This window comes from Thiovibrio sp. Mzg5 (genome assembly GCF_055379285.1).
Window position 1 is genome coordinate 2,751,737 of sequence record NZ_AP022872.1, and the last position, 18,645, is coordinate 2,770,381.

The 18,645-nt window shown below is 57.4% G+C and carries 21 protein-coding genes; 20 read left to right on the plus strand and 1 reads right to left on the minus strand.

From position 1 onward, the window contains the following. Nucleotides 1-126: 126 nt before the first annotated feature. The 13 genes from ACZ46D_RS12785 (at nucleotide 127) to gspF (ending at nucleotide 12,195) form a co-directional block, all read left to right on the plus strand. Entirely contained in the window at nucleotides 127-1,281 is a 1,155-nt protein-coding gene (locus tag ACZ46D_RS12785) for an OmpA family protein (protein WP_464927822.1), read from the plus strand. A 180-nt stretch (nucleotides 1,282-1,461) separates the two neighbouring features. Further along, a complete protein-coding gene (gspG, locus tag ACZ46D_RS12790; RefSeq protein ID WP_464929290.1) occupies nucleotides 1,462-1,890 on the plus strand; it encodes a type II secretion system major pseudopilin GspG in 429 nt (142 codons plus the stop codon). A gap of 27 nt (nucleotides 1,891-1,917) precedes the next feature. After that, a complete protein-coding gene (locus ACZ46D_RS12795; RefSeq protein WP_464927823.1) occupies nucleotides 1,918-2,427 on the plus strand; it encodes a GspH/FimT family pseudopilin in 510 nt (169 codons plus the stop codon). Further along, complete coding sequence (gene gspI, locus ACZ46D_RS12800) at nucleotides 2,405-2,797, plus strand: type II secretion system minor pseudopilin GspI (protein WP_464927824.1); 393 nt, start codon at nucleotides 2,405-2,407, stop codon at nucleotides 2,795-2,797. The genes ACZ46D_RS12795 and gspI overlap by 23 nt, the downstream gene beginning before the upstream one ends. Continuing rightward, complete coding sequence (locus ACZ46D_RS12805) at nucleotides 2,798-3,406, plus strand: type II secretion system protein GspJ (protein WP_464927825.1); 609 nt, start codon at nucleotides 2,798-2,800, stop codon at nucleotides 3,404-3,406. A gap of 23 nt (nucleotides 3,407-3,429) precedes the next feature. Then, nucleotides 3,430-4,320, plus strand: a complete 891-nt coding sequence (gspK, locus tag ACZ46D_RS12810; RefSeq protein WP_464927826.1) for a type II secretion system minor pseudopilin GspK — start codon at nucleotides 3,430-3,432, stop codon at nucleotides 4,318-4,320. Then, complete coding sequence (gene gspL, locus ACZ46D_RS12815; protein WP_464927827.1) at nucleotides 4,317-5,543, plus strand: type II secretion system protein GspL; 1,227 nt, start codon at nucleotides 4,317-4,319, stop codon at nucleotides 5,541-5,543. Before gspK ends, gspL begins: the two co-directional genes overlap by 4 nt. Continuing rightward, nucleotides 5,540-6,028 (plus strand): type II secretion system protein M, encoded by a 489-nt coding sequence (locus ACZ46D_RS12820; RefSeq protein WP_464927828.1) that lies wholly within the window; start codon nucleotides 5,540-5,542, stop codon nucleotides 6,026-6,028. The genes gspL and ACZ46D_RS12820 overlap by 4 nt, the downstream gene beginning before the upstream one ends. Next, nucleotides 6,028-6,840 (plus strand): type II secretion system protein N, encoded by an 813-nt coding sequence (gene gspN / locus ACZ46D_RS12825; protein WP_464927829.1) that lies wholly within the window; start codon nucleotides 6,028-6,030, stop codon nucleotides 6,838-6,840. Before ACZ46D_RS12820 ends, gspN begins: the two co-directional genes overlap by 1 nt. Nucleotides 6,841-6,842: 2 nt before the next feature. Further along, nucleotides 6,843-7,322: a type II secretion system protein N gene (locus ACZ46D_RS12830; protein ID WP_464927830.1), complete on the plus strand. Its 480-nt coding sequence runs from the start codon at nucleotides 6,843-6,845 to the stop codon at nucleotides 7,320-7,322. Between the two features lie 46 nt (nucleotides 7,323-7,368). Beyond that, nucleotides 7,369-9,501, plus strand: a complete 2,133-nt coding sequence (gspD, locus tag ACZ46D_RS12835; RefSeq protein ID WP_464927831.1) for a type II secretion system secretin GspD — start codon at nucleotides 7,369-7,371, stop codon at nucleotides 9,499-9,501. Between the two features lie 9 nt (nucleotides 9,502-9,510). Further along, on the plus strand, nucleotides 9,511-10,980 hold the full coding sequence (gspE, locus tag ACZ46D_RS12840) for a type II secretion system ATPase GspE (RefSeq protein WP_464927832.1): 1,470 nt from the start codon (nucleotides 9,511-9,513) through the stop codon (nucleotides 10,978-10,980). A gap of 9 nt (nucleotides 10,981-10,989) precedes the next feature. Beyond that, complete coding sequence (gspF, locus tag ACZ46D_RS12845; protein ID WP_464927833.1) at nucleotides 10,990-12,195, plus strand: type II secretion system inner membrane protein GspF; 1,206 nt, start codon at nucleotides 10,990-10,992, stop codon at nucleotides 12,193-12,195. A gap of 44 nt (nucleotides 12,196-12,239) precedes the next feature. Here gspF and ACZ46D_RS12850 read toward each other — a convergent pair whose 3' ends face one another. Then, nucleotides 12,240-12,527 (minus strand): hypothetical protein, encoded by a 288-nt coding sequence (locus ACZ46D_RS12850; RefSeq protein WP_464927834.1) that lies wholly within the window; start codon nucleotides 12,525-12,527, stop codon nucleotides 12,240-12,242. A 35-nt stretch (nucleotides 12,528-12,562) separates the two neighbouring features. On the opposite strand from ACZ46D_RS12850, the gene ACZ46D_RS12855 reads away from it, so the two are divergent. The 7 genes from ACZ46D_RS12855 to ACZ46D_RS12885 all read left to right on the plus strand — a co-directional run bounded on the left by ACZ46D_RS12855 (nucleotide 12,563) and on the right by ACZ46D_RS12885 (nucleotide 18,609). Continuing rightward, entirely contained in the window at nucleotides 12,563-14,599 is a 2,037-nt protein-coding gene (locus ACZ46D_RS12855) for an OmpA family protein (protein ID WP_464927835.1), read from the plus strand. A 128-nt stretch (nucleotides 14,600-14,727) separates the two neighbouring features. Beyond that, nucleotides 14,728-15,483, plus strand: a complete 756-nt coding sequence (locus tag ACZ46D_RS12860; protein ID WP_464927836.1) for a BON domain-containing protein — start codon at nucleotides 14,728-14,730, stop codon at nucleotides 15,481-15,483. Between the two features lie 196 nt (nucleotides 15,484-15,679). Further along, nucleotides 15,680-16,066 carry a hypothetical protein gene (locus tag ACZ46D_RS12865; RefSeq protein ID WP_464927837.1) on the plus strand — a complete coding sequence of 129 codons (387 nt, stop codon included), beginning with the start codon at nucleotides 15,680-15,682 and terminating at the stop codon, nucleotides 16,064-16,066. A 67-nt stretch (nucleotides 16,067-16,133) separates the two neighbouring features. Next, nucleotides 16,134-16,289, plus strand: coding sequence for a DUF3309 family protein (locus tag ACZ46D_RS12870; protein ID WP_464927838.1), 156 nt, complete (start codon nucleotides 16,134-16,136; stop codon nucleotides 16,287-16,289). Between the two features lie 167 nt (nucleotides 16,290-16,456). After that, a complete protein-coding gene (locus tag ACZ46D_RS12875; RefSeq protein ID WP_464927839.1) occupies nucleotides 16,457-16,648 on the plus strand; it encodes a Thivi_2564 family membrane protein in 192 nt (63 codons plus the stop codon). Between the two features lie 78 nt (nucleotides 16,649-16,726). Beyond that, the gene (locus ACZ46D_RS12880) at nucleotides 16,727-17,023 is read left to right on the plus strand and encodes an ElaB/YgaM/YqjD family protein (protein WP_464927840.1); all 297 of its coding nucleotides are present in this window, start codon (nucleotides 16,727-16,729) and stop codon (nucleotides 17,021-17,023) included. A 266-nt stretch (nucleotides 17,024-17,289) separates the two neighbouring features. Next, nucleotides 17,290-18,609, plus strand: coding sequence for a diguanylate cyclase domain-containing protein (locus ACZ46D_RS12885; protein ID WP_464927841.1), 1,320 nt, complete (start codon nucleotides 17,290-17,292; stop codon nucleotides 18,607-18,609). Nucleotides 18,610-18,645 lie beyond the last annotated feature (36 nt).

Genomic DNA, 18,645 nt, shown 5'->3' on the forward strand with positions numbered 1-18,645 from the left:
AAACAGGTCGGCAGAGTCATTTCTGTCGACCTGTTTTGGCAACCTGTGATATAAGAGATTGACAAATATTGCGCATCTTGCAGTTGCAACATGCACGGGAGTTTTTAAATTCTCCAGGAGAAAACCATGAAATTGATAAGAGCCTCAGTGACACTAGGGATGGTGGCATTCACTGTAATTGCCACCCCATTTGCAATGGCCGATGATTCGTCGGGCGTGTACGTCGGAGGCAACATCGGCCAATCACGCGCGAGAATCGACGAGGACAGGATTACCAACGGTCTGACGGGAGCAGGTTTTACCACAACCGGGTTTGAAGATGACAACCGCGATCTCGGCTATAAGCTGTTTGGCGGCTATCAGTTCAACAAGTATTTTGCCCTCGAAGGCGGCTATTTCGATCTGGGAAAGTTTGATTTTACTTCAACCGGGGTGCCGGCGGGAACTCTGAGCGGCAATATCAAAGTCAAAGGCGTGAATCTCGACGCAGTCGGCATTTTGCCCATTACCGAAAAATTTTCCGCCTTTGGCCGGGTCGGAGCGAACTACGCCAAAGCCGAAGACTCCTTTGTCGGGGGCGGCTCACTCACGGCGCTCAATCCCAACCCCACCAAGCGCGATACCAATTACAAGCTCGGCTTGGGACTACAGTACGCTTTCAATGACGCTCTCGCCATGCGCGCTGAGGCGGAACGCTACCGGATCAACGATGCCGTTGGCAACGATGGCGACATTGATCTTATCTCGGTCGGCCTGGTTTATCGGTTCGGCGGGAAAACAGCCCCTGCTGCCCCGCGTGCCGAGGAACCGGCACCGGAGCCTGTTGCTAAAGCAGTAGTGGCGGAACCTGTTCCTGCCCCGGCCCCAGCCCCAGTAGTGGTTCCGCCTCCGGCTCCGCGCTTCCAAAAATATACCCTCTCGGTAACGGAGCTGTTTGCCTTTGACAGCGCTGAATTGAAGAAGTCGCAACCGAAGCTGGACGAAATCGCCAATGCTCTCATGAGCGACAGCAAGATAGATAACGTTCTTATTGTCGGCTACACCGATCGTATCGGCTCCGACAAATACAACCAGAAGCTCTCGGAGCGCCGTGCAGTAGCGGTAAAAAAATATCTGGTAAGCAAGGGCGTCAAGGCGGATCGCCTGACGGCAAAAGGCAAGGGCGAGGCAAAACCGATCGCCAGCTGCAAGGGTAAGAAAAACGTGGACTTGGTCAAATGTCTGGCGCCCAATCGCCGGGTGGAGATCGAGCAAATTACGGTTAAGCGTCGTGTGAACTAAGCAACAGCCACACCGGCAGCCCGCATGAAAGTGCGGGCTGCCCGCAGACGTTAAAAAAGGAACCCAACAAGTTCCTTTTTTAATGCCTGCGAATCATGAACCTGGTTGCCATGACCAGCCTTGTCGACGTTGCTTTCCGCACCGCAGGGCAGGGCCTTATTAACAGAGATGGGGATGTTGATGGAGATTCGCTTGCAACGTGGTTTTACTTTGCTCGAAGTGATGGTGGTGGTGGTTATCCTCGGTATCCTCGCGGCCCTGGTGGTGCCGAAGATCATCAGCCGCCCGGACGAAGCACGGATCATCGCGGCAAAACAGGATATTGCCAGCCTGATGCAGACCCTCCATCTCTACCGCCTGGACAATCAACGTTACCCCACGACCGAGCAGGGGTTGCAGGCCCTGGCGGCAAAGCCGAACACCGTCCCGATTCCACCCAACTGGAAGGCGGGCGGATATGTTGAACGCCTCCCGAAAGACCCTTGGGGCAACCCCTACCAATACCTCAACCCCGGAGTGCATGCCGAAATCGACGTGTATAGCTTTGGCGCCGATGGCATTCCTGGTGGCGAAGCCAACGATGCCGACATCGGCTCGTGGGATCTGTAACCGGGGGTTGCGCAGATGAGTGGCGCGGTGACTCCCTGGAGAGTGCGGGGTTTTACCCTCATTGAAATGTTGGTCGTACTGATGATTATTGGTATTTTTCTGGGCCTGGTCCGCGCCAACCTGCGCCCCGGCGAGCAAGACCTGCTTCGCACAGAGGCAGAGCGACTGGCGCAGCTTTTGGATCTCGCGGCGGAAGAATCGCGGCTCACCGGCAAGTCCCTGGCCTGGACCGCCGACACCTCCGGCTACCGGTTCTGGCACCGGTCCCGAGAGAACGAGTGGTCGGAAATCCGTGACAGCGAACTGTTGCGCGCCCGCAGCCTGCCGCAAGGCATGACCATCTCGGACCTGCGCATCGAAGCCATGGGACCGCAGAGATTCATGCGGTTGGAGTTTTCACCCAACGGGCTGGCACTTGCTTTCAGCCTCGATTTGTCTCTCGGCACCGAACATTATGCGATCGCGGCCTCTCCGGTCGGAGATTTGCGGGTGGCCCCGGGAAAAGGAAAAACGTATGGCGAGATGGTGCCGCAGTAGCCGGGCAGGGTTTACTCTGATCGAGGTGCTGGTCGCTTTGGCGATCGTGGCGGTGGCACTCCTTGCCGCATTGCGCGTGGCAGGCCAGGGCGCCAATAATGTCGGCGAACTTCGCTTGCGTTTGTTCGCCGGGTGGATTGCGGCAGATCGTCTTGCCGAGCATCGAGGGCGCGGCGACTGGCTGGGGCTTGGTAGCCAAAGCGGCATGCAGCGGCAGGGCGGCATCGACTTCACCTGGCGCGAAGAGGTGGTTGCGACCCCGAATCCGGCATTTCGCCGGGTAGACGTTTTTGTCTTTCCGATGTCGGAGAAAACGCATGCTCTCGCGCATCTCGTTGGCTTTGTGGTGAATCCGCCGGGAGGCGGATGAATGCGAGACGGTCATCGAGGTTGCGGGTGCGGTTTTACCCTGGTCGAGCTTCTGGTCGCGCTTGTCGTGCTCTCGCTGCTCGGTCTGATGTCCTATCGCGGACTCGGCACGGTTCTGGACACCCGCGAACATCTTAAGGTGGAAGCTGAAAAATGGCGGCGCCTGGATTCCTTTTTTGCCCGCTTCGAGCAGGATGTACACATGGCGGCACCGCGGCCGGTACGGACAACCTCCGGCACTGCGGCGGCCTGGCTTGGGCGGATCGACCGGCCCGAGGCGACGGGGGAGCCGCTCTTGGAATTCAGCCGCTTTGCCTCGAGCGAAGGCGTGGACACCGCCCGCCGGCTTGGCTACCGCCGTAACGGCAGAGGGGAGATTGAATTGTGGATCTGGCCGGGTCTCGATGTCGCTCCTGATGCCGTGCCCATCCGCTACCCGGTACTCTGGGACGTAAAGGAATTCGAATTGCAATACCTCGGTGCCAATCTTGCCTGGAGAAATATTTGGCCCGGGTCTCCAGGCGACCCGCCCATTCCCCTGGCGGTGCGCCTGCGCATTGTGCTTGGTTCCGGGGAAGAACTGAGGCGCGTATTCGCGCTGAAATCATGAGACTCGGGGAACGGGGGGCCGCCGTGGTTGTGGCCATGGGAGTAGTCGCCCTCGCCACAATGGCAGCGACCGCGATCCTGGTGACGCAGAGTATGTGGTCGCGCCGGGCCGAACTCACCGCCGACCATCGTCAGGCGCAGGAGCTGGTCCAGGCCGGCAGCGATTGGGCTCGCGCCCTGCTCGGCGATGACCGTCGCGCAGGCAGTATCGACCATTTGGGCGAGCCGTGGGCATCGCGTTTGCCGCCCATTGCCGTCGAAAACGGAGAGCTGGTGGGAAGTATCGTGGACCAACAGGGTCTTTTCAACCTCAATAATCTGGTGAGCGACGGCAAGCTCAACGTGACGCAGCTCGCCCGTTTCCGACGGCTGCTGGCGATGGAGGGCCTGCCCGCCTCACTTGCCGAGGTGCTCGCCGACTGGATCGACGCCGACAACCAACCGCAGCCGCAGAATGGAGCAGAGGATGAATACTATCTTGCCTTGGACCCCCCGTACCGTTCGGCAAATCGGCCCATGATCGACGTTGATGAACTGGCATTGGTGCGCGGCTTCGACGCCGGCGTGCGGGCGCGCTTGGCCCCGTTTGTTACGGCGCTCCCCGGGGCAACCGCGGTCAACGTGAACACGGCTCCGGCGGAAGTCCTTGCTGCCTTGGCCGAGGGTCTGAACCTTGACACAGCCCGGATGCTGGTCGCGCGCCGAAACAACACCTATTATCGCGCCAGTGCCGATTTTCTCAAACAACTTGGCAAAGGCGCCACCGTGTCCGACCAAGACCTGTGCGTGAGCAGCGATTATTTTCTGGCATCGCTGCGCGTGACCAGCGGCGGCGCGCAAGTACGCGGCAAGACGCTGCTCACCCGTCTGAACGGGACGCAATGGCCCACAATCGTTTGGAGTAAGTATCAATGAGTCTGCTTCGTATCTTCTGTTCACTGCTGGAGCCGCCACAACACTGCCAGTGGGCGTTCATCGCCGGGGGCGGCGAACCTGTAACCGGCGAGGGTTCTCTCGCGCAGTTGCCGCACGGGGCGGAGCGCATCCAGTTGGTGATTCCCGCCTCGCAAGTCCTGATCACCCGTGCGCATTTGCCGCCTTCGGCCGGGCGCCGGTCAGGATCGCTGCTCGCGTATGCGGTCGAGGAGAATACGGCCTCCGAGCCCAACGCCAATCAGGTAAGTTGGCTCGGTTCCGCCGGCGATGCGGATGTGCTGGCGGTGGTTGATCGGCAGGGTCTGGAGAATTGGGGCGCTGCGCTCGGCGCCGTGGGGATTTACGGCTATGCCGTGTGCTGCGAAACCCTGATGCTGCCGCAGCCCACCGGGGGCTGGAGTTTCGCCTGGAACGGCCGGGAAGGATTTGTCCGCACCGGCGAATTTGAAGGCGCCGCAACCGATTGCGGCGACCGGGAATCACCGCCGCTTTCCCTGCATCTGCTGCTCGAAGACGCGAAAGCGCGCAATGAGGCGCCGACGGCTATTGCTCTCTATTTGACGGCGCCGGAGGCGATGCCCGATATTGCCGCATGGCAGCAAAGCTTGGGCATAACGATACTCCCGGCCCAGCCGTGGGACTGGCGGACGGCGCCGCCCGAAGCCGGGGTCAGCCTCCTGGTGCCGAAAGATCGGCCGTGGCGCCTGCCCCTGCTTATGCTCCAAAACATTCTCCCGCGCTTGCGGCCCGTGGTCTGGATTATCGGCATCGCCCTTGCGGTTCATTCGCTTGCGCTGGTCGCCGATTGGACGCGACTTGCGGTCGAGCAGCGGGGGTTACGCCGACAGATGGAAGCGAGTTTTCGTTCTGCGTTTCCCGACGCCACCGCAGTAGCGGACCCGGCCCTGCAGATGCGCCGCAAACTTGCCGAAGCGCGCCATGCCGTCAACCAACCCGATGACGGCGATTTCCCGGTAATGATCAAGAAAGTGGCAACCGGGCTGAGAGATTTGCCGGCCGGAGCCCTGCGCACCGTTTCCTACGAAAACGGACGGATGACCCTGGAAATCGCCGTGCGCGAAGAATCGCTTGTGCGCCAAATCGCGGCGCGTCTGCTTCAGGCAGGCCTGAAAGTGGAGACCTTGCCGGCTGCGCCAGGCACCGGACGCGAGACAGTCACCATGACCGTGAGGCCCTCATGAAAAATACGTTGCGCAATTTCTGGGAATCGCGGCCACCGCAGGAGCGCCGGGTGATTATCGTGCTGGCTGCGGTCTTTGGGATTGCCCTTTATCTGTTGCTGCTGCAGACGGCGCATCGCGCCCGGAAACAGCTCGGGCCCGCGGTTTTTCAGTTGCGCGCGGAGGCGCTCCGCCTCGATAAGAGCGCCGAGGAAATTGCACGTTTGCGGGCGATGCCGGCGATTGTGCCGCCGGAGACCAATCTGCGCCAGCTGATGCAAGCCCAGGTGGACTCCGCCGGGCTGGCCCGTTCCCTGGAGCGGATCGATTCAGGGGATGCAAGCCAGATAAAGGTCGTTTTCGGTGCCGTACCGTTTGCCGATTGGCTGGCATGGGTGGTAACCCTGCAAAAGCAGCAAATTCGTCTGGACTCTAGCCGGGTTGAGGCCCTCTCCACGCCGGGTCTGGTAAGTGCGACCGCCACCTTCATTCGGCCCAAGCTCTGATGCATTGGCGACTGCTTGGTCATGATCTCGGTGTTTATGCGGCAGGGCTTTGCGCCTATGCGATGTGTCTTTTTATCTTGGCGCCTGCTACGCTCCTCGATGCAGGTTTGCAGCGAGCCAGCAACGGCAGATTACGCCTGGCCGAAGCACGGGGCTCTCTGTGGTCCGGCACCGGCCAGTTCGAGATTCGCGATGCGACGGGGAGAAGCGGCGTCTCCAGGGATCTCGCCTGGCACTTTCAGCCGCAATCTTTGCTGCATGGACGTCTCGGCTTTGCCGTCGATCTCGGCCAGGCGGCAAAGCGTTTTTCGCTGAACATCTCCCCGTGGGGGCTTGAAATAGCGGACGCCGACTTCGTTTTTCCGGCTGCGGCCTTGGGACTCGTCTTACCCAGGCTGGCGCTCCTTGAGCCCACCGGAGATCTGCTCGTCCACATGCCGAAAATTTCTTTCGCCCATGACGAGATGCGGGGGAATGTTCTCGTGGAATGGCGGAACGCCGGTTCGACTCTCACGCCGGTTTCGCCCTTGGGAGATTACGAACTGCGCCTTGCCGGTGAAGCTGATGGGTTGAATGCCTCTCTGCGCACCATCCGGGGCCCGTTGCACCTCGATGGCAAAGGCTCCCGGGGAAAGAGCGGGCCGCCGGTTTTTTTTGCCACCGCCCGCATTGAGGCTCAGTACGAGCGACAACTCGCACCATTTCTGCGCCTGATCGCCATTGAACGTGGCGATGGCAGCTTTGAACTGCAGCTCAATCAGAACATCGGGCGCATCCCGGGCAGTGCGATCCGTCAACTTCAAACAGAGTAAAAATGCAGGAAATGAAATTCGGACGATCAAATCTTGTGGAAACGGCCATTGTGACTGTGCTGAGTATTGTCTCGCTGCTGTTGCTGGGGTTGGTGCTGGCGTATTGGACCTGGACCTGGCTTGGCCCCAGCCCCGAACCGCGCGTGGAAGCGGGTACGGGCCAAAACGGCGATATTGTCTCTGCTGGTCTGTTGTTCGGCAAGCTTGAGCGCAATCAGGGTGTTGCCGCACCGACGGGAATTGCGCTGAAGCTGCTCGGAGTCGTGGCCGCTTCCGGCGGACGACTCGGCTATGCGGTGGTGCGGCTCGAGGACAAGCAGATCCTCGCGGTGCACGAGGGTGAGGATATTGCGCCCGGAATTCGGCTTGCGGAAGTCCATCCGGAGCACGTCATTCTGGAGCGTAGCGGGGTGCGCGAAACGCTTACTTGGCCGGGAAAGAGCAGCACAGCGGGGATGGCCACTCCCGCTGTTAACAAATGAAGACCCGCCATTGCTTACCAATGATGGGCCTGGGGAGAGTTGAGCTATGAAGCGTTGCTTACAAACAGTACTCATGTGTCTGGTCATGGTGGTCTGCAGCGCGCAGGCATGGTCTGCCGATTCGGGAAGCGCTCCGCTTTCCGGCGCACCGGCGATGACGCCTGCCGGGCAAACTCCCACCCCGCCTCAGGCGGGCAGTGGGGGACAAGAGAAGGGGCAGCCGACTGGTCCCGATATGGTCATGCTCAACTTCGTCAATGCCGATATTGAAGGCGTGGTAAAGACGGTGAGCGAAATCACCGGCAAAAATTTCGTGCTCGATCCGCGCGTCAAGGGCACAATCAATATCATCTCGGTCAAGCCGATGTCCCGGGCGCTGGTCTACGAAGTATTCCTCTCGGCCTTACGCCTGCAAGGGTATGCGGCGATCGAGGGACGCGGGTTGGTCAGGATCCTCCCTGAGGCCGACGCCAAATTGCACCGCAGTCCCACTTTCGGCCCGAAGGACGCTTTACGTCCCGGAGGCGATCAGATTCAAACGCGAGTGTTCGCGCTGACCTATGAATCGGCCGCACAGGTGTTGCCGACCCTGCGTCCGCTCATCGCCCCGAACAACGCCATCTCCGCCATTCAGAACAGCAACGTGCTGGTCATTACCGATTACGCCAGTAATCTGCAGCGCATTGAAAAGATTATTGAGTCCATCGATCGGCCGGCCGGCACCGCGGAGCCGGTTATGATTCCGCTGTACTATGCCTCGGCCTTTGATGTGGCGCAAACGGTCAACCGCCTGTTCGCCGACACGGCCCAGGCCCAGCAAGGGCAGCTGGGTACGGAACCGACGCAGCGCATCATCGTCGTCGCGGATGCCCGCTCAAATAGCCTGATTGCGCGGGTGGGTGACCCCTCGCGGCTTGCCTGGATACGCCAATTGGCGGCAAAGCTTGACTCCCCAACCAGCGTTGCCGGCAATATCCACGTCGTCTATCTGAAAAACGCCGAGGCGGTAAAGCTGGCGGAGGTATTGCGGGCGATTTACACGGGAGAATCCCTGCCCGGCAACAACCAGCACCAGCCGGGAGGGGCCACGCCGGCAGCACAGGCGCAGGCGCAGGCGCAACCGCAGACAGCCACGCAAGCCGGCATCATTCAGGCGGATGAAGCCACCAACTCGATCATCATCACCGCCCCGGATCCGATCTATAACAATCTGCGCGCGGTGGTGGAAAAACTCGATGCGCGCCGGGCGCAAGTGTATGTCGAGGCGCTGATTGCCGAAGTTACCGCCGACAAGGCCGCGGAGTTCGGTGTTCAGTGGCAGGATCTGAGCGGTCTTGGCAAGTCTACTTCCCAGGTGTTCGGCGGCACCAATTTCGGCACCGCCGGCCAGAACATCCTCGGCATTACCCAGAACCCGCTCACCGCCGGACAGGGCTTGAACATCGGCGTTTTACGGGGCACGGTAACCTTCGGCGGCGTGGAGATCTTGAACCTTGGCCTCCTCGTGCGCGCATTGGAGACGGACAACAATGCCAATATCCTGTCCACGCCGACGCTGCTGACCCTCGATAACCGCGAAGCAAAAATCGTCATCGGGCAGAACGTCCCGTTTCTCACCGGTCAGTATGCGATTTCCGGCGCGGCGACCACGCCGACGCCGTTTCAGACCATCGAGCGCAAGGATGTCGGCCTCACGTTGCGTATCAAGCCGCAGATCTCCGAAGGCGGAACCGTTCGCCTGGATATTTTTCAGGAGGTGTCGAATGTTGACAAAAATAGCATTAAAGATCCCTCCGGTTTGACCACCAATAAGCGTTCGGTCGAAACGAGCGTGCTTGTTAACGATGGACAAATCATCGTGATAGGCGGCCTGATCCAGGATTCCGTCAGCGACGGGGCTTCGAAGATTCCCCTTCTTGGCGATATCCCGTTGATCGGCGGTCTTTTCAGGTATGACAACCGTTCCCGCACCAAGACGAACCTCATGGTCTTTCTCCGCCCGACCGTACTGCGCGACGCCCAGCGTGCCGATGCGCTGACCAGCAATCGCTATGACTACATCCGCGGCGAGCAAGCCGAGGCTGTGCCCGTCCCTCATGCCATTCTCCCCAACTACCCGTCGCCGAGCCTGCCTCCCCTTGAGAGTGCAGCACCGGCGGAAACCGTCAAACCGGAATAGCGCAAGGTCATGACAAAACCATCCGTTCCCTACGCTTTTGTGACCGCCAACGGCGTCGTTGTCAGCGCCTTTGGCAACGGCTTTGCCGAGGTAGCTGTGCGTGACGGTGCGCCGGCAGGCGCGCTGGCCGAACTGCGCCGCATCCTGGCCATGCCTGTGCAAGCCCGGTGTCTTGGGGCCGACGCCTTCGATGAGCTTGTCGCCGAGCTGTACAACGCCAAGGATGCAGGCGCGGCAGCCCTTGCGGACGACATGGCGCAGGATCAGGACCTGTCGCGGCTGTTGCAGGAAATACCCCGCATTGAAGATCTGCTGGACAGCCAGAACGATGCCCCCCTCATCCGTCTGATCAATGCGCTGTTTACGCAAGCGCTGCGGGAGGGGGCTTCGGACATCCATATCGAACCATTCGAAACGCGTTTGGTTGTAAGACTGCGAGTCGATGGGACGCTGCGTGACCTGATTGAACCGGCCCGCGCCCTGCATGCAGCCATCATCTCGCGCATCAAGATCATGGCGCAACTCGATATTGCCGAAAAACGCCTGCCGCAGGATGGGCGAATTGCTCTGCGGGTGGCGGGCAAGCCGATTGACGTTCGGGTGTCGACGATTCCAACCGGCCACGGCGAACGGGTCGTGCTGCGCTTGCTCGACAAGCAGGCCGGGCGGCTCGATCTATCGCGGCTGGGCATGGACGACGCGACCCTGGCGCACATGGATGCGCTGATTCGCGAACCGCACGGCATTGTGCTGGTCACCGGGCCCACCGGGTCGGGCAAGACCACGACGCTCTATGCCGCGCTGTCGCGGTTGGATCCGAAGGCGTTGAACATTATGACCGTCGAGGACCCCATCGAGTATGACCTCGACGGCATCAGCCAGACCCAGATCAATACCAAGATCGAAATGAGTTTCGCCCGTGCCCTGCGCACCATTTTGCGTCAGGACCCGGACGTGATCATGATCGGTGAAATCCGCGATCTTGAAACCGCGCAGATTGCCGTGCAGGCAAGCCTTACCGGCCACCTGGTTTTTGCCACCCTGCACACCAATGATGCGGTAAGTGCGGTTACCCGACTGGTCGACATGGGGGTGGAACCTTTTTTGCTCGCCTCCAGTCTGATCGGTGTTGGGGCCCAGCGCCTGGTGCGCAGGCTTTGCCTGGAATGCCGCAAGCCCTTTACCCCGGACCCGGCGCAGCTTGTCACCCTCGGGTTCACTCCGACAGAGGGATCCTTTTATGCGCCCCAGGGCTGCCCCTCCTGCAATCGTTCGGGCTACAAGGGGCGAACCGGTCTCTACGAATTGCTGACCGTCGACGATGGCCTGCGCCGGCTGATCCATGATCGCGCCTCCGAGCAGGTACTCCGTGAATATGTTCTTTCGCGCGGGATGCGCTCGTTGCGCGATGACGGTATTCGCTTGGCCTCCGAGGGTGCGATAAGCCTCGAGGAAGTTGTGCGCGTAACGCGCGAATAGGGGCAGGGTATGGAAGCATTCCGCTATGAAGCCCTCGATATGGCCGGACGTTCAGTCTCCGGGGTGGTGCAAGCCGATTCGCCGCGTCAGGCGCGGAGCCAGTTGCGCACCCAGGGTCTGCATCCATCGCAGATCGACCGGGTGCGGACCCGCGAACGTGCTCGGCAGCCGTGGACGCGCGGGATTTCCTCTGCTGAACTGAGCCTGGTGACCAGGCAGCTGGCGACCTTGCTTTCCTCGGGTTTGACCATGGAGCAGTCGCTCACCGCCTTGATCGAGGAAGTGTCTGCCCCGATGACGCGGGAGGTGCTCGGTGGCGTCAAAGCCGAGGTTACGGCCGGCCTCTCTCTTGCCGGCGCACTGGGCACCTACGACAAGCATTTCCCCGAATTTTATCGGGCGCTGGTTCACGGCGGCGAGGAATCGGGTGCCCTGCCCACCGTGCTGGAGCATCTTGCCGACTATCTCGATGCGCGGCAGGCGCTCAAGCAGAAAACCAGCCTCGCGCTTCTCTACCCGGTCCTGGTCACGGTTGTCGCAATCAGTATCGTCACCGGTCTTTTGATCTATGTGGTTCCGCAGATCGTTCAGGTTTTCCAGCAGTCACGGCAGAGCCTCCCTTTTCTCACGCGCGCGCTGATCGGGCTCTCGGATTTTCTGCGCCTGGCTTGGCCATATCTCGTGGTCACCGGTGTCGGCATCTTTGTCGGGGCGCGCATCGCGCTCCGCCGGGATGCGCCCAGACGTCGCTGGCACACCCTGTTGCTGCGCGCGCCACTGCTCGGGCCGCTTGTCCGGGGCGTCAACACCTCGCGTTTCGCCAGCACGCTGGCCATTCTCGTCGGCGGCGGAGTGCCGTTGCTTTCCGCGCTCAATTCCGGGGCGCGCGCGATGACCAATATGGTGATGCAGGAGGGTGTGGAGGGCGCTGTAGAGCGTGTGCGCGAGGGCGAAAGCCTGGCGCGAGCGCTCGGGGCGACGCGCATTTTTCCGCCGCTCATGGTCCATCTGGTGGCGAGCGGGGAAGTGAGCGGCAAGCTGGAGCAAATGCTCGCACGGGCCGCTCAACTTGAAACCCAGGCCCTTGAACGGCGCTTGGCGGTTTTGCTGACCCTGCTCGAACCGGTAATGATCCTGGTGATGGCGGGAGTCGTGCTCATGATCGTGCTGGCCATCCTGTTGCCCATCATGGAAATCAACCAATTGGTGCGCTGAGAGTGGTACTTGGCGCGTTTTTTCTCGACTGTTAGTCCATCGGCTCATGAGTTGTTCAGCACGCCTGACATATCAGGAAATTCCTGACATGTCAGGCAACAGCCCCTTTCAAAGTATTCTGTCCCCAGAGCAATATCTATTTTAATTTCTATTATTTCAGTATGATGACCGCCAGTATCCTGGCAATAAATCACCTGGCACATATTCTGCTTTGCAAGATCACTAACAAACACCGAGACAAGTTTTTTGTAATGGGAGACTCGTGCTCTTGCTTTCTTTTGCTGAGAGTTCTTGGCCAGTTGGATAAAGAAAACCGTGTGAAGTCTTGCCATCGTGTTGCACAGCGCATTCTTACAGGAGAAACACCATGAAAAAAATCGTTAGTCTTTTTTGTTTGTTGGTTGCCGTTTTTTCATGGGTCGACCGAAGTCTGGCCCTTGATCCCCTTGAGGTGCGGGTTCTCCGGCAGGGGGTAAGATCGAGTTTCCAACCTCTTGCCGAAGGCAAGGTGCTGGTCTCGGTCCAGGATAAGGACGGAGAATATGTCACAGGCTTACAGAGAGAGGATTTTTCCATCAAGCAAGGGCCAAAAACAGCGAAGATTCTTTCGGTGGAAGATGTCCAGGAACAGAGAAATATCGGTCTTAATCTCGTTTTGGTGGTGGATAATTCCTATTCCATGGAAGAGCGCAAAGCGGTCGAACCATTGCTGGCGGCTCTGAGCAGCTTTCTTGCCCTTGTTCGGCCCATCGACAACGTCCATATCGTCACCTTTGTTGATCCGGGGACGAAACAGCCCAGGGTTTCCACCAAGATGTTTCAGAGCAACGATGTCTCGGCCTTGAACCAATCTCTCCGGAGCAGTTTTTTCCCGAAGACGACCGATGGCACCTATCTCTATGACGGCATGCAGAAGGGGTTGGAGATCATCCGGCAGATGCCTGCGGAAAGCCAGAAGTTCATGATCGTTTTCTCAGACGGAGAAGATATCAATAGCAAGGTGAAAGCCGAGGAGGTTGGTTTGTCAGCCAAGGGCTTGGTCAATTTCGCCGCCTATGCCGTGGATTACATGGACAAGCCGGGCTTGGACACCTTCCTGACTTCTTTTGTCCAGGGGAATAACGGGATGATCCGCAAGGCCAAATCGGCCAACGATTTCCTGCCTATTTTCAACAAATTTTCCACCACCATCTTCCATCGTTACTTGGTCACTTACCGATTTCTCATCCCGCCGACAGCGACTCTTTTCAGTGTGCCTTCCTCCGTGAATATCGAGGAGGTCACCATACGGGACAGCTCTCCATTGTTGAATCATGTCTATTTTGGCACGGGGGAAAGCCGTATTCCGGGAAGATATGTTGCCCTGTCCGGCCCGGAGGAGATAGCGGCGTTTTCCGAGGAAAAACTCACGGGCACCATGGAGAAGTACCACCAGGTTTTGAACGTGATCGGCAAACGGCTGGTGGCCAACCCCGAGGCTCGGATAACCCTGGTGGGCTGCAATTCCAATAACGGCGTGGAAAAGGGAAAGATTGCCCTGGCAAAGAATCGGGCTGAGGCGGTTGCCGCTTACCTTCAATCCGTGTGGTCCATTGACCCGGCCCGGATGGAAATCAAGGCGCGGAACCTTCCCGCAGTGCCCAGCACCAGCCGGGTGCCGGACGGTATCGTTGAAAATCAGCGGGTTGAAATCCTGTCCAGTCATCCCGCCATCCTCGATACCATCAAAAGCACTTATGTGCAGGAACAAGCCGACACCAAGGAAATTCGAATCCGCTCGGCATTGCAGGCGGAGACCGAGATTGTGCGCTGGCAGCTTAGACTGTTGGGCGGGGACAAGGTGCTGGCTACCCGGGAGGGCGTGGGGAATCCGCCGACGGAAATTATTTTTCCCCTGGAAACGATGGGCCCTCGCAATCTTGCCGCGCTTGGGCAGCTCAGCGCTGATCTTGAACTGAAAGACAAGGAAGGCAATGCCTTCGGCGTCTCCACCTCTCCGATTGCCATCAATGTTATCAAGCGGGAGGAGCGCATTGCCCAGAAAATCGGCAATAAGATTGTGGAGAAGTATGGCCTGATTCTCTTTGATTTTGACCGGACGGAATTGAAGGATCGCAATCAGATCATTGTCAACAGAGTGCTCGCCAGGGTGGCGGAGCTTAAGACCGTGACCATGGATATCGTAGGACACACCGATAATATCGGTAAGGAAAAATATAATGTCGAGTTGTCCGAACGTCGGGCAAAAACGGTGTACGGCACCACTCAGCAAGCCGGGACATTGGTTGCCGCACAGATAAATCATGCGGGCAACGGACCCTATAATCCGCCCTATGACAACAGTCTGCCCGAGGGGAGATCGCTGAACCGGACCGTGATCATCACCCTCCAGTATACGGAGTAACCCTCTTCGGGGGTTTAATTGGCGTCAGCATCCTTGCTGGCGCCAATTTTTTTGTTCATTTTCTCAAGGAGAAACGACCTCGGAAATTTGATGCAGGAGCTATGGCAACCAACACAGGAGAACGTTTTATGAAAACGATAAGTTTTATAGCGTTAATGGTGGCCGCGCTGGCTATGGGGTCGCTCGATAAGCCGGTGCAAGCTGAAAATATGGACGTCCGCATCGAATCCTCTGCCAGGCAGTCGTATGTGTTCAAAACCTATCTTCAGGGTGATGATATCAAAATCGAATCCAAGGACGGCGCCGTCACCTTGACCGGGATTGTTTCCGAAAACTTCCACAAATCCTTGGCCCAGGAGACCGTCGCAGGCCTCCCCGGGGTTAAGGGTGTGGACAACAGGTTGGAAGTTAAAGGGGCAGCCCCCACCGCAAATTCCGATGCGTGGCTCCGTGATAAGGTGAAAATCACGCTTTTGTTTCATCGCAGTGTGCGCGCCGGCACAACCGAGGTGGATGTTAAAGACGGTATCGTGACCCTGCGGGGCGAGGCTGCCAGTCTGGCGCAAAAGGAATTGACGGCGGAATACGCCAAGGATGTGGAAGGGGTTAAAGGCGTACAGAACGAGATGAGTGTGGCAAAGACTCCGAAAAAGGAGCGAACGGTGGGCGAAAAGATTGATGACGCTTCCATCACTGCCCAGGTCAAGATAACTTTGCTTTCTCACCATTCGACCAGCGCCATGAATGCCAAGGTCGAAACGAAGCGTGGTGCGGTCACCTTGTATGGCAAGGCTAATAACGCCGCCGAGTTGAGTTTGGCCACCAAACTTGCCAGCGACGTAACCGGAGTGAAGAGCGTAACGAACCGGATGACCATCAAGTAGTCCGCGTTTAAAGCCCTCGTTCAAAGAAGCTGGATAACGCTGCCGGCATGCAAGAGACGGCAGTGGAAAGAGCAATCAGGGGGAATGCTGGGCCTGCGGGGAAATGCATGGAGACCAAATTGGTCACACTATTTTTCCAGTCTTTTAACCATAGATGCGCGTGACGAGTTCCGATGGTCATCCGCAGGAGTAAGTAATGAAATTGGTTTTGTGGATAGGTAGTTTTTTGTTATGTGCCACATCTGCACTGGCAGCAGGCATCAACGTGCCGGGCGAATTGAGCCATGTTGCGGGAGGGGCGCTCATCGCTGGTGTCATTACGGCCACTGTTGCCGACAAGTACTGGCCGGAGGACCGGGGCATCATCGGGTTTACAGGGAGCACTGCCGTTATTTTGATCGGGGAAGGGCTACAGATGGCCGAAGGAGAAAAGTTTTCGAGTTCACTCCTGGATATAGCGTCACACATGCTTGGCGCGATGATCGGTGCAACAATCACCGACCGGTTTTTACTGATGCCGGTTGTTGAGCATGATAATGCAGGCGCTACCAAGATCGGTATGATTATGCGGCAGAGTTTCTAGTAATTAGCAGAGAAACCATAATTACGGCATGCGGTAGCGAGTCTCTTCAATACAAAGGAGGAATATTATGCTTGGAACGATTTTGGTCGTTGTTCTGATTTTGATGCTGTTGGGCGCAATCCCCACTTGGCCTCATAGCCGAGAGTGGGGTTACTACCCGAGCGGCGGGCTTGGCTTGATTCTTTTGATTCTCCTCATCCTGATGCTGTTGGGGCGGTTTTAGATGACCGAAGCGTCTGATGCTGCTTGCAGAAGATTGGGCAAACGATTTTTGAAAGCAGAGTGGCGGCTAACTTGATCCTCAAGCCCATTATACCGGGCAGAGTATGATAGGGAGCGGATTGATGAGGTTTTTGTTTCCAAAAGCACAATAGGGAGGTGTATGAACTCATGCCGTTAATTCAAGTGGTATTTGTCCTGGTCGTGGTTGGTGTTGTTCTCTGGCTCATCAACCGATTCATCCCAATGGCGAGATCCATAAAGTCAATTTTGAATGCCGTTGTGATCATTGCCGTGGTTTTGTGGCTCCTGAATGTTTTTGGACTTTCCAGTTACCTCTCCACTATCCGTGTGGGGAGATAAGCCGTCATCTTTTCAGGAACGAAGAGATTTACATTGCTGCAGTAAAGGCAAAGACTCAACCTGAGGAGGTTCTGCAATATGGCAACCACAAACAAAAACTACAAACCAATGAGTCAGGAAATGCACTACATCATCGACCATGCCCATGCGCTTGTGGATGCTACTTCCGGCGAACTCGACGACCGGATCAACTCAGCCAGAACCGCACTGAAGAAACGTCTGGAAGCAGCCCGGGGCGAGTACGGCGATCTTGAAACCCAATTCCGGGACAAGGTCCAGACCGCTGACGAGTTTATTCATGTAAAGCCATATTATGCCATCGGTGGCACTTTCCTCGCTGGCCTGCTCCTGGGCTGGTTGATGTCCAGGAAATAGCGTGGACGCCTGCCGCTGATCATTTCCGGCATCTCTGGGTTGCCGGTCGGTTTGGTGAGATAGCGGCCCCAATCCTCCGGAATCGTTTGGAACTCTTGGTTTTGGAGATGCCGGAGGCCAAGATCCGTTTAGTTCAGGTGTACTCCTGGCCTGCCTGGGAGTGATCTTCCCCTTATTTGTGCTCCTGTGAAAAATGCACGAATCCTTTTGCCGCAACGATCATATCAACAAAAAATGAGAGGTAGTTAATGGTCAGCGGAAAACGCATGACACGATCCGGGGAATTCGCCGAGAGCATCATCAACACCGTGCGCGAGCCGTTAGTTGCCCTGGATCAAGACCTCAGGGTGGTCTCGGCCAGCCGTTCCTTCTATGGGGTCTTTAAGGTAAAGCCCGAAGAGACCGTGGGGCAGCTTATCTATGATCTGGGCAACAAACAGTGGGATATCCCCAAGCTGCGCGAACTCCTGGAAACCATCCTTCCCCAAAAGACAACCTTTGACGACTACGAGGTGGAACACGTTTTTTCCGCCATCGGCAGGCGCATAATGCTTTTGAATGCCCGGCAAATTGAACGAGGAAAGGGAAAGGAGCGGATCATCCTTCTTGCCATTGAGGACATCACCGCGCGGAAGAAGATAGAAGCCGGCCTGGAAAAGACCCGAAAAGAACTGGCCATCATTAAGGAAAAAGCAGATGAAGCCAGTGAATTCGCCGAGAGCATCATCAACACCGTGCGCGAGCCGTTAGTTGCTATGGATCAAGACCTCAGGGTGGTCTCGGCCAGCCGTTCGTTCTATAAGGTTTTCAAGGTAAAGCCTGAAGAGACCGTGGGGCAGCTTATCTATGACCTGGGCAACAAACAATGGGATATCCCCAAGCTGCGCGAACTCCTGGAAACCATCCTGCCCGAAAGGACTACCTTTGACGACTATGAGGTGGAACACGTTTTTTCCACCATCGGCAGGCGCATAATGCTTTTGAATGCCCGGCAAATTAAACGAGAAAAGGGCAAGAAGCGGGTCATCCTTCTTGCCATTGAGGACATCACGACCCAGAAAGAACTGGAGCGGGAGATTCTGAGTCTCGCCTATCATGACCATCTGACTGGCTTGCCGAATCGAATGCTTGTTATCGACCGTTTTAATATGGCTATGAGCCAGGCCGACAGAAACGGAATGAAGGTGGCCCTCATGATGCTCGACCTTGACAGATTCAAAGAGGTCAATGATACCCTCGGTCATCATATCGGGGATAAGTTGCTGCAAGCTGTTGCGGAAAAAATGACGGAAATCCTTCGGAAAGGGGACACCGTTGGCCGTTTCGGCGGGGATGAATTCGTTTTTGTGCTTTCCGACCAAAAAAACGTCCAGAATGGACTGCGGGTTGCCAAAAAAATTATCGATGTTTTCCAGAGCGCCTTTGTGCTCGAGGGACACTCGTTAAGTATCACCAGCAGTATCGGGATCTCCCTCTATCCAGATCATGGTGCGGATATCGACACCATTCTCAAGAAAGCCGACAGCGCCATGTATCAGGCCAAGCAAGCGGGACGGAATCAATACTCTCTTTATGGTCAGGCCTGAAGGGGTCGGTCCTCAAGAGGAGACAGCAACTCCGTC